The sequence below is a fragment of the Enterobacter sp. DTU_2021_1002640_1_SI_PRY_ASU_LCPMC_013 genome, assembly GCF_032389435.1.
Taxonomy (GTDB): domain Bacteria; phylum Pseudomonadota; class Gammaproteobacteria; order Enterobacterales; family Enterobacteriaceae; genus Enterobacter; species Enterobacter hormaechei_C.
Genome location: NZ_CP135594.1, coordinates 1,167,627 through 1,181,866, shown reverse-complemented (window position 1 = coordinate 1,181,866; position 14,240 = coordinate 1,167,627). Strand labels below are relative to the sequence as shown.

General features: G+C 54.3%; 10 protein-coding genes. 4 read left to right on the top strand and 6 right to left on the bottom strand.

Annotated features, from left to right (window positions below):
- Positions 1 to 427: 427 nt before the first annotated feature.
- Positions 428 to 1,159 (top strand): hypothetical protein, encoded by a 732-nt coding sequence (locus RS584_RS05605; RefSeq protein WP_315749070.1) that lies wholly within the window; start codon positions 428 to 430, stop codon positions 1,157 to 1,159.
- A gap of 176 nt (positions 1,160 to 1,335) precedes the next feature.
- Here RS584_RS05605 and RS584_RS05600 read toward each other — a convergent pair whose 3' ends face one another.
- Both RS584_RS05600 and RS584_RS05595 read right to left on the bottom strand, forming a co-directional pair.
- Positions 1,336 to 2,214, bottom strand: a complete 879-nt coding sequence (locus RS584_RS05600) for a DUF4145 domain-containing protein (RefSeq protein ID WP_315749069.1) — start codon at positions 2,212 to 2,214, stop codon at positions 1,336 to 1,338.
- A gap of 648 nt (positions 2,215 to 2,862) precedes the next feature.
- Entirely contained in the window at positions 2,863 to 3,633 is a 771-nt protein-coding gene (locus RS584_RS05595; protein ID WP_315749068.1) for a hypothetical protein, read from the bottom strand.
- Between the two features lie 687 nt (positions 3,634 to 4,320).
- Here RS584_RS05595 and RS584_RS05590 point away from each other — a divergent pair.
- Together RS584_RS05590 and RS584_RS05585 are read left to right on the top strand one after the other, a co-directional pair.
- A complete protein-coding gene (locus RS584_RS05590) occupies positions 4,321 to 4,632 on the top strand; it encodes a type II toxin-antitoxin system HigB family toxin (protein WP_033486526.1) in 312 nt (103 codons plus the stop codon).
- Positions 4,629 to 5,048 carry a type II toxin-antitoxin system HigA family antitoxin gene (locus RS584_RS05585; protein ID WP_045349893.1) on the top strand — a complete coding sequence of 140 codons (420 nt, stop codon included), beginning with the start codon at positions 4,629 to 4,631 and terminating at the stop codon, positions 5,046 to 5,048. Before RS584_RS05590 ends, RS584_RS05585 begins: the two co-directional genes overlap by 4 nt.
- Positions 5,049 to 5,100: 52 nt before the next feature.
- Here the strand turns inward: RS584_RS05585 and RS584_RS05580 are convergent, their stop codons facing one another.
- Positions 5,101 to 5,991 (bottom strand): oxidoreductase, encoded by an 891-nt coding sequence (locus RS584_RS05580; RefSeq protein ID WP_315749067.1) that lies wholly within the window; start codon positions 5,989 to 5,991, stop codon positions 5,101 to 5,103.
- A 105-nt stretch (positions 5,992 to 6,096) separates the two neighbouring features.
- Between RS584_RS05580 and RS584_RS05575 the strand changes: the two genes are divergently transcribed.
- Positions 6,097 to 7,218, top strand: a complete 1,122-nt coding sequence (locus RS584_RS05575) for a YbdK family carboxylate-amine ligase (RefSeq protein WP_315749066.1) — start codon at positions 6,097 to 6,099, stop codon at positions 7,216 to 7,218.
- On the opposite strand, the gene RS584_RS05570 is transcribed toward RS584_RS05575, so the two are convergent.
- From RS584_RS05570 to RS584_RS05560, 3 genes are all read right to left on the bottom strand, one after another.
- Positions 7,148 to 10,303, bottom strand: a complete 3,156-nt coding sequence (locus tag RS584_RS05570) for an efflux RND transporter permease subunit (RefSeq protein ID WP_315749065.1) — start codon at positions 10,301 to 10,303, stop codon at positions 7,148 to 7,150. The genes RS584_RS05575 and RS584_RS05570 overlap by 71 nt on opposite strands.
- Positions 10,304 to 10,312: 9 nt before the next feature.
- Complete coding sequence (locus RS584_RS05565; protein ID WP_315749064.1) at positions 10,313 to 11,377, bottom strand: efflux RND transporter periplasmic adaptor subunit; 1,065 nt, start codon at positions 11,375 to 11,377, stop codon at positions 10,313 to 10,315.
- Positions 11,378 to 11,483: 106 nt separating this feature from the next.
- The gene (locus RS584_RS05560) at positions 11,484 to 14,192 is read right to left on the bottom strand and encodes a cation-transporting P-type ATPase (RefSeq protein ID WP_315749063.1); all 2,709 of its coding nucleotides are present in this window, start codon (positions 14,190 to 14,192) and stop codon (positions 11,484 to 11,486) included.
- Between the last annotated feature and the right edge of the window lie 48 nt (positions 14,193 to 14,240).

Here is a 14,240-nt window from a genome sequence, read left to right as displayed (position 1 = left end):
ACGAGGGGGGGTAACTTTTTTGGTTCTCTATTTTAGAGTTTAATTCTCAATCTATTGATATTCTTGAATTTTATATTGATGTATTTCAAGAATATCATCATTTCTTGATGGCAAAGGTGTCTGTAGTTATTTGTTATATTTGCAGGAATAGCATGGTGCATTCTACTGGAAAAAGGTTTGATGTTGCGATGCTTGATACCCAGTAATCTGCTCCCAGCAGATTAGTACATCCAATGTCAGACACGTCCGTTTCTCGCACGAAGTGAACAAGTTATATGAGATGAAAGTCCGCTGCGAGCGAAGAGCGGACATTATCATCTTTCCTTAAAACTTTTATAATCTATTTCCATTAACAGATCTTTTTCATAATGATCAAGGTATGGGTTTGTGTTACATTAGCGCGGCGAAATAGGTAATGGAGAAGATAATGTTAAATTATGTATTTTTATTTTTCCCTTTGAGTTATATTCTGCTCATTTTGATTGCAACCGTGAAAAGCCGAAAAAAAAAGGAAATCAATTTTTTTTATCATAATTGCTCTTTGATTTCTGCCCAAAAAATCTTCAATGATAAACTATTCATAACTCGTACCGAAGGTCGTGCATACGTATCGACAAACAAGAACAATAAGAATGGAGTTGATTCATTATCAATTAATAACTACCTAAAAAATAAACACATGCCTTTTTATTGTTTAAAGAGATTCACTGCAAGCGAACCAATGGTAGACATCACATTCAGTGGTCAAACACTATCATTATTTCACCCCATATTTAATCTTCTAAAGATTTATCACATCTTTAATGTTTGGGGGGCATGGAAAATGATAACTGAGCAATGGGTTTCAAAATCCTTACATGATATAAAAATTATTTCTTGCACCACCAACGGTTCAAGCGAATTTGAAATAACACAAGCGGAAGTAATGTTAAAGAAAGGTTGGGGGCTTTTTTCTGCATTAGCTAGAGCTGCTGGAATGGTGATACTTAACCTCGTCATTTCAGCTACTTGGTGTTCATTGGGGTTATTAGCACTCCCGATTAATTATCATTGGATCACTTTCGAATTACTCCATATTTTATTTATATGTGTGAGTGTAGTAGTGTTATGGTTCGCTATAAAAACAATTTCAGATTTGCCTAAAGATTTATTTAAATAATTTTGATAACGGTATAGATGCTAATGGTATATAACAGAGGTCTATTATGGGCATGAGAGTCTGATTTTGGCACTGATCGGACGAGTTTGCTCAGTTGAAGGCCCGCAGTGAGCGAAGGGCGGACCTCGGAGTTGCATTGACTGGGGATAATGAATAAATAATGATCTTATTTTCGATTATGTGACGATAAAATGTTGCAATTTATTTTGAGAATTTTGATATTTATCTAATTTACCCACCGACAATTTAGTGAACTCACCACTTCCAATTTTCGATATTAGTTCTTGCTCTAATGTAGATATGGATTCCTTTACTCTTCGCATATCTTTTTCAAGATATTTTGCTATCGGAAACTCGTCTCCGGCCTTGAAACTTTGCAGTTTTTCAATAAGCAACCTTTCGAAGATTTCATATTTAGAAACTGCAGTGTCAATATTACCATTTGCTTTATTTTCGAGAATGTACACAGAAGTTATCAAATGCTCTACGATTTGAAGTGCAACAGATAGCGATGAATGCTTAGGCTTTTTAATGTCATGTGCGGCATCATTGCCCATGAACCTAATTCCATGTAACCGCTCTGCATCATTTTTTGAAATATATCCAGAGCTTGTTAATTTGTTTATTCGAACTTCAAGGCTTCGTCCTGAAATTGTTAAGTCATTGCATACCGCCTCGACAACTGCTCTTAGCCCTAATCCGGCGAGAACTTTCGAATTTTCCCGCAAGGCGGTGAGTACTTCTGAATAGATAGTTCTTACGATATCTGGCAATTCCCATAGGTTTTGTATTTCTTTGTGGCCTTCAACGGCCTTAGGATAGACAGTAACATCCTCTGGAATCTCCCATTGATTTTCATCAGTTGGGTATGCAGCCTCTAAATCGTAAAACACGTTACGAAATGATTTAGTGTCACAACCTAAACACTGCAATATTTGATACGAAATATCACAACTGTATTCTTCGCGATGCGAATCGGTATGCTCTGACAAAATGACGTGATTAGTCACTTTGCAACAATCACGACAGTAATTTTTTATTTTCTTATTACTCACTTTTTCACCTTTTATTTTAAAAAGCTCAGAGGTATTTAAGAGGAAAAACCGGTTTTAATTGCAAGCTCTCACATGGTTTAAGACTCATGGACATAATACTACATCGTTTTTATCGCCGCCAACCTTAATGACGGTAAGGCTGATTGTACTTAAATGTTAAACGAGGTGCCGCATAATAAGCGAGTAGGGAGGCTTTTAAAAACTGGTTATAGTTACAGGGGTTACCAGTTACTAAATATTTATTAACGTCCGCTTTTGGCACTAAGCGGACGTAGCTAACGGAGCTGGAGGTCCGCTGTGAGCGATCAGCAGACATTTCAGTGCAAGATCGTCGTTTAGCCATCTCATGACTGAAAAATAAATGTTGCGTGCCGGGTGACATATGCAGTTGTTAGAGGAAAGCACAGGTAGGCTGTCACGCCGCAGATGGCGTGACATAACAATCATGCCTGCTCGCGCTTGCTGATTACAATCATGCGCGAAGACTAAATGTATTTTAAAAGGTAGTTCCCAGCGCGGGTAGGCTAGGGACGATTGAATGCCCCTAGACGTTGCACGAGCCTTAGCGGTTCCACCACTAGTAGAAATGCCAGCATAACCGTCACGCCTATTTTAACCCGCTTTATATATTAATTACGGGGTGAATAGTCATTTTCTTTCTTCATCACTTATTTTTAGCTTGCTATTTCCAAAGCTTAAACTGCTACCAGAGATGTTTTTTAGTATTATTTCATAAGGATGTTTAGCTGCTTTTTCTCGCTCAGAACGAGATACGCATATTATTTTAATTAGCTCGATATCGCGTTCATTTAAATCTGACCCTTTTTTATACTTAATGAAGAAATCTTTGATGTCATCCTTTTTTTGTTGGTCTTCCAGTATTGCCATTATAACGGCCGTCCTTGAATAACAGGACTTTATTACAAATAGGACGAAAAAACTAAGACCAAAATACAAGCAAGCAATTGTTATTCTAACTTCATAAGATAATTTATCAAGCCATATGAAACCACATATCACTGAAATAGTAGATATAAAGAATAGATTGATAAATATCATGCGAGTGGTTTTTGCGCTAGAGTACTCCTCTTCAAGATAATTGTTTAAACTTTTCAGTTTTGGTTCTGTATTTCCTAGAGGACCGCTTCTTTCTATCGCTATGTCTTTCCCTTTATTAATATATAAAAAACTGGAAAGGATGGAGTATGTCATCCCAACCGCACTTATATTAGTAAAGAATCTTTTAATAAAATATTTCTTTTCTTTAAGGGACAATGAATTTATAAATTTTGTTGAGTTGTACAAAATGAAGCCAAAAGCCATGATTAACACAATAAAAAGGAATATTAAAAATATTTTCTCATTATCAAGTTCGTTGATGTTTATATTTGGAGTCATCAGCATAGGTTGTTTAGCCAAAAGGTCCTCTTATTGTGCCCTCAACAGGTGTAAATGAAAAGCACTATCATGCGAATTAATTAAAAAACATACAGTATAAATTTTCAACACAGTGGCTCAGCAAAGTCAAGGTTGTAATCTTGCATAATCTTTTCCCCCTTAACTTTTTCAAAAATGAAGACGAGTTGAGGTAGTTCAAAAGTGCCTTTCATTGCTTCCATAAATCAATAATCTAACAAATTTCGTTATAATCATAAGACATATGTATAGCTACTCACAAAATGCCATACCAGTGGCAGTGGCAGTGGCAGTGGCAGTGGTAGATGCAGAGAACCTATCAGGCTTAGTTATTCGAGCATAAGAAGAGGGCCTTTCAATTGAAGAAAATCGATATTGACAATGTCTGCTTCTGGCACATAGCGGACGCATCTTTCACACGCTTCTAAATAACCTGGTTAGCAAAACTATCTCCACGGAACTCCTTCCCAGCAAGCAATTCCTGAATACGCTTCGCAAATCACATAAATACTTCAGGCCGAGATACTTCTGGCACTTTAATGACATACCACTCCAACTTAAAGTGCTCGCACTCAATGCAAAGTTCAATTGTCACGATCATGTAGAAACTGCAATTTCATCGAAGTTTCCGCATTGTCAACCCACCAACCACCATCTATAATATTTCCAACCTGGAAACAAGGGGCAAGGATGCACATAGTCTCAAGAGCGCCTTTCGACACAGCGGCCAGACATTATCCCAATCAAGCACAAGCCCTGGACGATCTTTACCGGGTACTAAAAAAGGAACACTACCCCTCACCAGACGAGATGCGAAAGCGCTTTCCTAGCCTGGACCGGATGAAATACCGGGAAAAATGGTGGGTCATTGATGTGGGTGGCGGGCATCTAAGAGTGATGTTTTTTGCTGATTTTGAGCGTGGAAAGATCTTCATCAAACACATCAGCACTCACGCAGACTATGACAAGCTCACGGACTACTACCGGAGAACGAAAGAATGAATTATGCAGCAGCCATCAAAGCGGCAAACGCTCTGACAAACGAGCTCCCTTTCCTGGGTTCAAGCCCGTCGCGGCAAGACTACGAGGATGCGCTGGCGCTGGTAGAGTATCTTATCGAGCACGACCCCGATAACCCGCTGGTAGATATGCTCACTGCCAAAATCGATAAGTATGAAAACGCGTCCCCGGAGTTTGCAGAATTTAACGCGCGTATTGCCAGCATTCCGTCAGGCGTTGCGTTACTGCGAACGCTAATGGATCAGTACCAGCTCACTCAGAGTGATTTCGAGAACGAGATTGGTAAGAAGTCTCTGGTAAGTCGGATCCTTAACGGACAGCGCACGTTAACGCTAGATCATATGCGAGCGCTGGCGAAGCGTTTCGGTTTGCCGGTGAGCGCATTTGTGGGGAACTGATGCGAAGTTTTCACCCAGACCAATTCCCCAGACGTTAATACCACTATATCTCTCACCTCGGCCCCTCGCTCCCCGCCGCCAGCAGCGGCACCACCACGTCGCTGATGGGCACCGCAATCCCGTGCCTGCGGCCATAGCGCTGGATCACGCCGTTGCGTATGTCCCACTCCATCGGGCGATCCGCCTGACGGTCGGCAAGGATCGAGGTGCCCAGGTCCTCAGGCGCGCGCTGGAAGTTCGCCAGGATCTCCTCCGCCACCGCATCGTCCAGCTTCGCCCCTTCGGCGCGGGCGACGGTAAGCCCCTCGCGCAGGTAGGCCAGCGCCAGCTCGCTGATATCCTCGCGCCTGAACATCCCGGCGCGGCGATTGGCCAGCACCATCAGCCCGGCGACCGCGTTTTGCAGCAGCTTGCGCCAGGCAACGGTAGTGAAATCTGTCGAGAGCTCAACGTCACAGCGCGTCCCGCGAAGCGCCTCCACCACCCGCTGCGCCTGCGGCACGTCCGGCAGCGTAAGGCGCGGTTTGGCGCGCAGCCATACGGAGGCATCCGGCTCGCGCTGCGCCGGGAACCAGACCACCGACGGCAGCACCGTCGCGCCGTTTACCCACTGCTCCAACTGGGCTTTCTGCTCCACGCCGTTTTGCAGCGCGCAGACCACGGTGTTTTCATCGCACAGGGCGCGCAGCCAACCGGTGCTGTCGGCATTTTGCGTCGTTTTGACCGCCAAAAAAACGAGGTCAACGGGGCGCGTAATGACGCTGGGATCGGTGAGTACCGGACCGGGCACCACAATTTCACCCTCATCATGACGCAGGCGCAGTTCCGGATGCGCGGTGCGCCCACACAGCAGCGGCGTGCGGCCCGCTTCATGCAGCACCGCGGCGATGGTGGTCCCAATCGCACCGGGTCCTGTCAGCGCAATGGTTGGATAGTCAGACATGGATCACTCCCCTTTTGCTAAGCCTGCTATCAGTTATACCACCCTGAAAAGAGCGCGCCACGCCCATTGTCTATACTCAACTCATAACAGACAACGGAGTGCGCCATGCCTTTACCCGACTTCAAATCCTCTGAACCTTATACCCTCGGCATTGAGCTCGAACTCCAGGTGGTTAACCCGCCGGGTTACGATCTGAGCCAGGACTCCTCTGCCCTCATCGCCGCCGTCAAAGACGACATCAAAGGGGGGGAAGTCAAACACGACATCACCGAAAGCATGCTCGAAATCGCCACCGGCGTGTGCCAGACCATCGACCAGGCAGCGGCGCAGTTCTCGGTGATGCAGCAGAGCATCCTGCGCGCGGCGGAAGATCAGCATATTCAGATCTGCGGCGGTGGGACGCATCCGTTCCAGAAATGGCAGCGGCAGGAAGTGTGCGACGACGAGCGCTATAACGTCACGCTGGAGCGCTTTGGCTATCTGATTTTGCAGGCGACGGTGTTCGGCCAGCACGTACACGTCGGCTGTCGGACCGGGGACGACGCCATTTACCTGCTGCACGGCCTGTCGCGCTTTGTGCCGCACTTTATCGCCCTGGCCGCCGCATCACCGTATATGCAGGGCACGGACACGAAGTTCGCCTCATCGCGCCTCAACATCTTCTCGGGCTTCCCGGATAACGGCCAGATGCCGTGGGTCAACAGCTGGCAGGAGTTCGAGGGGCTGTTCCGCCGCCTGAGCTCCACCAGCATGATCGACAGCATTAAGGATCTGCACTGGGACATCCGCCCCAGCCCGCACTTCGGCACCGTGGAGGTGCGGGTGATGGATACGCCGCTGACGCTCGGCCACGCCATTAACATCGCCGGGCTTATTCAGGCGACGTCGCACTGGCTGCTGACCACGCGGCCGTATAAGCATCAGGAACGGGATTTTCTGCTGTACCGCTTTAACCGTTTTCAGGCCTGTCGCTACGGGCTGGAAGGTATTCTGACGGACGTGCATACTGGCGAGCAAAAAACCGTGGCGGACGATATCGCCTGGCTGCTTGAGCAGGTTGCACCGTCGGCCGAGAAGCTCGGCGCGACAAGCGCAATCAATGAGATTGCCCTGCTGTTAAAGCAGGGCAAGAGCGAGGCGCAGCGCATGCGGGACTTTATCGCCGATGGCGGCTCGCTGATTTCTCTGGTGCAGAAGCACTGTGAGCTGTGGGCGACGAGTCCGTAAGGCCGTGGCCCCACTCGCGCAGGCGCTGGAACAGCACGAACAGCGCCGGGATGAACACTATCCCCACCACGGTCGCCACCAGCATGCCGCTGAACACCGTAGTGCCGATGATGCGGCGGCTCTGGGCACCCGCCCCGGTCGCCAGCATCATCGGCAGGACGCCGATAATGAACGACACGGCGGTCATCATTACCGCGCGGAAGCGGCGCGATGCCCCCTCCCGTGCGGCATCGACAATCGCCATTCCATCCATGCGCCGGGCGCGGGCAAACTCCACGATAAGAATTGCGTTCTTGGCGGCGAGGGCTATCAGTAGCACCAGACCTATCTGCACGTATACGTCGTTGGCATAGCCCGTCAGCCACAGCCAGACCAGCGCCCCGCCGATAGCGAACAGCACCGAGAGCATCACGCTCGCCGGCAGCGTCCAGCTCTCGTACTGGGCGACGAGGAACAGCCACGCCATCACCACCGCCGCCAGCACGATCCATATCGCCTGATTGCCGGTCTGCTGCTCCTGATACGACATGCCGCTCCAGGCGTAGTCGTACCCGGCGGGCAGGTTTTCCGCCAGAATCTCGCCCATCGCCGCCATTGCTGTGCTGCTGCTCACTCCTTCCGCTGCCGAGCCGCTCACCGATACCGACGGGAACTGGTTGTACTGCTGAATAAATGGCGCGCCGACGGTCGGCGTGATGGTGATGAGGTTGCTCAGACGCACCCGCTCGCCGCTGTTGCTGCGCACGAACAGCTCGCTGATTTGCTCCGCGCGCTCGCGCCACTGCATCTCGTTCTGCATCACTACGTGGTAGACGCGGTTGTTGACGCTGAAATCCCCGGCGCGCGTGCCGCCAAAGGCGGTTTGCAGGCTGCTGAAGATGCGTGACACCGGCACGTCGAGGCGGGCCGCGCGCTCACGGTCAACGGTGAGCGTCATCTGCGGCACGTTGCTGCTCCAGGTGGTGAACACGCGGCTCAGCTGCGGGTTCTGGTTGGCTTTCGCCAGCACCTCACGCGTCACGCGCTCTAGCTCCGCCGGACTTTGCCCCGCCTGCGCCTGAATGCGCAGGTCGAAGCCGGAGGCGTTGCCCAGCCCCGGCAGCGTCGGCGGCGCAAAGGTCATGATGGTGGCTTCCGGCAGGGCCAGCAGCTGGCGCTGAAGGATGCCCATCACCTCATCCAGCGGCGGACGCTCGCTCCAGTCTTTTAGCATGATGGAGATAAACCCGCCGTTCGATGCGCTGGTGCCGTTGAGGATGTTAAACCCGGAGACCTGAATCACGTCTTCTACCGCCGGGTTGTTAGCGATCAGCTCGCGCGCGGTGGTCATCACCGCTTCGGTGCGCTCCAGCGAGGCTGCCTCCGGCAGCTGGACGCTGGCGAAGAAGTAGCCCTGATCCTCCTGAGGCAGGAAGCCCTTTGGCATCGACATGAAGCTGAATACCACCACCGCCGCCGCGCCTGCGGTGGCCAGCAGCGCCAGCCACGGACGGAGGTTGAACACGCTCACGATCCGGGTGTAAAGCGTGCGCGTGGCGTCCAGCCCGCGGTTGAACCCACGGAAAACGGCGGTGGGCTGTGCCGGACGCGGGCGCAGCAGCATCGCGCAGAGCGCGGGCGTCAGGGTGAGCGCCACCAGGCTTGAGAGCGTGACGGCAGTCGAGAGCGTCACCGCGAACTGGCGGTACAGCTCGCCCACGATCCCCGGCAAGAGCGCCACCGGCACAAACACCGCCAGCAGCACCAGCGTGGTGGCAATCACTGGCCCGGCGATCTGGCGCAGCGCCAGCGCGGTCGCCGCCGTCCGGCTCTGCCCTTCCGCCATCAGCGTTTCGACGCTCTCCACCACCACGATGGCGTCATCCACCACCATGGTCAGCGCCAGAATGATGGCGAACAGGCTCAGCGTATTGGCGGAGTAGCCGAGCGTATAGAGCACCGCGAAGGTGCCCACCAGCGACACCGGAATGGCAAGGGCAACAATCAGCGTCGCGCGCCAGCTTTGCAGGAACAAGGACACCACGACCACCACCGCCAGCATCGTCAGCGCCAGCGAGACGCCAATCTCTTTGATGGTGGCGGCCACAAACGAGGTGGTGTCGAATTTGACTTCATAGACCAGATCGTCCGGGAAGCGCGTGGATAACCGTTCCAGCTCCGCGCGCACCGCATCGGCCACGCGCAGGGCGTTAGCGGACGGCGTCGGGTAGATGCCGAGGTAGGCGGAGTCGTGCCCGTTCAGCTGCGCGCCAGAGCTGTAGCTACGCGAGCCAAGCTCGATGGTGGCGACGTCCTTCAGGCGCACCAGCTGCCCCATCTCCCCGGCGCGGATAATGATGTTGGCAAAGTCGTCGGCCTGGTTTAAGCGCCCCAGCCCGTTAATGGTCAGGGTCTGCTGCTGGCCGTTAAACACCGGCGGCGTGCCGACCTGGCCTGCCGCCCCCTGCACGTTCTGCTCGCGCAGCGCCTGCGCCACGTCATCGCTGGTCACGTTCAGGGCGTTCATGCGGTCCGGGCGCAGCCAGATGCGCATGCTGTAGTCCCGTGCGCCAAACATCTGTACCTGCCCTACGCCCGGCAGACGCGACAGCGCCTCGCGCACCTGGGTGCTGGCGTAGTTGCTGACGAACAGCGGCGTGTGGGTGTTGTTCGGTGAGTAAAGGCTTACCCCCATCATCAGGTTGGTGGCGCGCTTGCGCACCTGCACGCCGTTTTGCTGCGCCTCGGTCGGCAGCTGCGCCACGGCCTGCGCCACGCGGTTCTGCACGTCAATGGCGGCGAGATCAGGGTCGGTGCCTGCCGCAAAGGTAATGTTCAGGCTATAGCTACCCTCGTCCGAACTGGTGGACTCCATATAGAGCATATGATCCACCCCGTTCAGCTGGGTTTCCAGCGGCGTGGCGATGGCCTCCGCCACGTCAGCCGAGCTGGCGCCCGGCCATGACGCTGACACATTCACGACCGGCGGGGTGATCTGCGGGTACTGCTCCACCGGAATAATCCTCAGCGCGATGGCCCCCAGCAGAGTGATGACCAGCGCAATCACCATCGCAAAGCGCGGGCGTTTGATGAAAAACGTCAGCATGATGGCTCCTTAATTCAGTATCTGGACGGCAACGCCTGGCTGCACGCGCTGCGCACCGTCAGTAATCGCTCGCTCACCGGGCTTCAGGCCGGAGGCAATCTGGAACTGCTGGCCGATCTGCCCGGCGACCTTCAGCGGACGCATTTCGGCTTTATCCTCGGCGTTAACCACCCATGCAAAGAACCCGTGGCCATTCTGCTGTACGGCAGCGGCGGGCAGGGTCAGCACTGGTTGCTCACTTGACGGACGCAGGTAGACGTTCACGTTGCCGCCGGGTAGCAGCTGATGGCGCGGGTTGGCGAACTCGGCGCGCAGCATCACGCTGGCGGTGCGCGGGTCGATCCGGTTGTCCACGGAGGTGAGTTCCCCGCTGATGCGCTGGCCGTTGCAGTCAATCAGCGCCTGCCAGGCCTGCTTCATGGCGCTGATATCCGCATGCTGTCCGGCTTTAGTGGCAAACGAGCCCTCTTCCAGCGCAAAGGCGATGCGGATGGGATCGAGCTGCACCACCTCCACCAGCACACCGCTGGCAGGATTCACCAGGCTGCCGACGTGAAAGTTGCTGTGCCCCACGCGCCCGTCAATCGGTGAAATAATACGCGTGTAGTTGAGGGTGACGCTGCGGGTGTCGAGACGGGCTTTCGCCTGCTCCAGCGCGGCGCTCGCTACGTCGCGCTGCATGCGGGCGTTGTCCACGTCGTGGCGGCTGATGGCGTTGCTGCTGCCCAGGCTTTCGAAGCGTGACAGCTGCTGCTGCGCCTGACGCAGCGTGGCTTTGGCGCTTCTCACTTCGGCCTGCGCCAGACGCAGGGCGGCGCGCGGCTCGGCATCGTCCAGTTCGAACAACAAGTCGCCTTTTTTCACGTACTGCCCGTCGCGGAAGTGGATTCTGGTGATGACGCCTTCCGTGCGGGCGCGCAGCTCAACGGTGTGGATGGCTTCAATACGGCCCGGAATTTGCCGCTCGGCGGCGTGAGCGGTCTGCTCTACGGCGGCGACGCGAACGGGGATGGCGGCAGCGAATACGGGTTGCAGGGTGCAGGCGAGGAGCGCGAACAGGAGTGGGAATTTCATGGGAGTACCTCGGCGTTGTTTTCCCTCACCCCGGCCCTCTCCCACAGGGAGAGGGAGGTCAGAGTTCCCTCTCCCTGTGGGAGAGGGTTAGGGTGAGGGCAAAAGGTTATGCAGCCTTACGGAACCTGCGGGTCAGTCGCTTCTCGATTTCGACGACGAAGAACATCACCGCCGCCACCGCCAGCGTCACGAACCAGTAGCGCAGCGGCAGCGCTTCGGTGCCGAACAGCATCTGCATAAACGGCAGGTAGATGATCGCCGCCTGGAGCAGGAACAGTACGCCCGTTACCAGCCAGATCCCTTTGTTCGCCAGCAGGCCGCGGTTCAGGGAGAACCCGTCGGTGTTGCGGCAGTTAATCATGTAAACCCACTGGGCGCAGACCAGCATCTGCAACAGCACGGTGCGGATGAACTCTGCGCTGTGGCCGCGCGGGGCCAGCCAGGCTTCCAGCGCAAAGGCGGCGATGGCAATCATGGTGCCGACGAAGGCCACGCGCCAGACGGCGTAGGCGTCCATCACGTGCTGCCCGGTCTGACGCGGCGGGCGGCGCATAATGTTGCGCTCGGCGGCCTCGAAGGCCAGGCCGAAGGAGAGCGTGGCGGAGGTCGCCATGTTCATCCACAGGATCAGCACTGGCGTCAGCGGAATGATGTTCCCCGCCAGCAGCGCAATCACAATCAATAGCCCCTGCGCCAGGTTGGTCGGCATGATGAACAGAATGGTCTTCTTCAGGTTGTCGTAAACGCGACGCCCCTCTTTTACCGCGCTGGCGATGGTGGCGAAGTTATCGTCCGTCAGGACCATGTCCGCCGCCTCTTTGGTCACTTCCGTGCCTTTGATGCCCATCGCGATACCCACGTCCGCCTGGCGCAGCGCCGGGGCATCGTTCACGCCGTCACCGGTCATGCCGACGATTTCGCCTTTATCCTGCAACGCTTTCACCAGGCGCAGCTTATGCTCCGGGCTGGTACGGGCGAAGATGTCATACTTCACCGCCGCTTCCGCAAGCTCGGCGTCGTTCATCTTCTCCAGCTGGTAGCCGGTGACCGCCTGCTCGCTGTTGGTGATCCCCAGCATCTGGCCGATGCTCATCGCCGTCTGCGGGTGATCCCCGGTGATCATCTTCACGCGGATCCCCGCCTGCTGGCAGGCGTTAATCGCCTCAATCGCTTCCGGACGCGGCGGATCCATCATCCCGGCAATGCCGAGGAAGATCAGACCGTGGCTCAGGTCGTCGTGAGTTAATGCCTGCTCGCCGTTCGCTGGCTTGAACGCCGCGGCGACCATGCGCAGCCCCTGACGCGCATAGCGCTCCATCTCCGTTTCCCAGTACGCGCGGTCAAAGGCTTGCGCACCGTTGCGGGTCTGCTGCTGCTCACACAGGGCGAAAATCACGTCCGGCGCGCCGGTAATCAAAATCTGCTCCTCACTGCCAATCTGGTAGTGGGTGCTCATGTACTTGTACTGAGAGTCGAACGGGATCTTGTTAACCAGCGTGGTCACGACCGGCTCGAGGTGGGCCTTGGCCGCCAGCACCTTCAGCGCGCCCTCGGTTGGCCCGCCGGTGATGCCCCACAGGCCACGCTCGTCCTGAATCAGCTGGCTGTCGTTACACAGGTCGATGGTGCGCAGGTACTGCTCCAGCACGGTGCCCGGCTGGATCTGCACCGGCTCGTCGCTGCCTTCGAGGTAGATGTTGCCCACCGGCTCGTAGCTGTTGCCGTCCACGCGGTAGCAGGTGTCCGCGGTGATGATGGCTTTCACCGTCATCTCGTTCATGGTCAGGGTGCCGGTTTTATCCGAGCAGACCACGGTCATCGCGCCAAGGGTTTCAACCGTCGGCAGCTTGCGGATGATGGCCCGCTTGCGCGCCATCGCCTGTACGCCCAGCGAGAGGATGATGGAGATAATCGCTGGCAGACCTTCCGGTACGGAGGCTACCGCCAGGCTAATCAGGGAGAGCAGCAGCTCGCCCATCGGGATCTCGCGGAACACCAGGCTGAAGACAAACAGTGCGGCCATCATCGCCAGAATGATGGCGAAGATCGCTTTGCCCAGCTTGTCCATCTGCACCAGCAGCGGGGTGCGGTGTTTTTCAATGCCCGCCATCATCTGGTTGATGTGGCCGAGTTCGGTCTCCTGGCCCGTGGCAATGACCACGCCAACGCCGCCGCCCGCGCTGACCGTCGTACCGGAAAAGACCAGGTTCGTGCGGTCGCCCAGCGGTAATTCGCCGTTCAGCGGGTTCGTGTGTTTATCCACCACGGTGGATTCACCGGTCAGAATTGCCTCTTCCACGCGTAAATTATGCGCTTCGATTAAGCGCATATCCGCCGGTATACGATCTCCTGCGCGCAACACAATAATATCGCCCGGGACGATTTCCGTCGTCGGGATAGTTTCATGGTTGCCGTTACGAATAACGCGCGCCTCGCTGGAGAGCATATTGCGAATACTCTTCAGGGATTTTTCCGCGTTACTTTCCTGAATGTGGCCAATTAAGGCATTGATTACCGCCACGCCCAGAATAACCAGCGTATCAACCCAGTGTCCCATTACTGCCGTTAATACGGCGGCTGCCAGCAGGACGTAAATCAGGACATCGTTAAAATGCGCGAGAAAACGCAGCCAGCCCGGCTTGCCTTTTTTCTCCGGCAGCGCGTTCGGGCCATGCTTCTGTAAACGCGCCTGCGCCTCGGCACGGTCCAGGCCATTAGCCTGGCTCTGCGCCTGAGCAAGCACCTGCTCTACGGTCTGCTGGTACGCCTGCCCGCCTGCGGGTGGCATATTCTGCGAGAAATTTTTTTTGGTCATGGTATTTTTCCTTCAATATCCGGTGGACGGAAGCCGGAATTCCTTTCT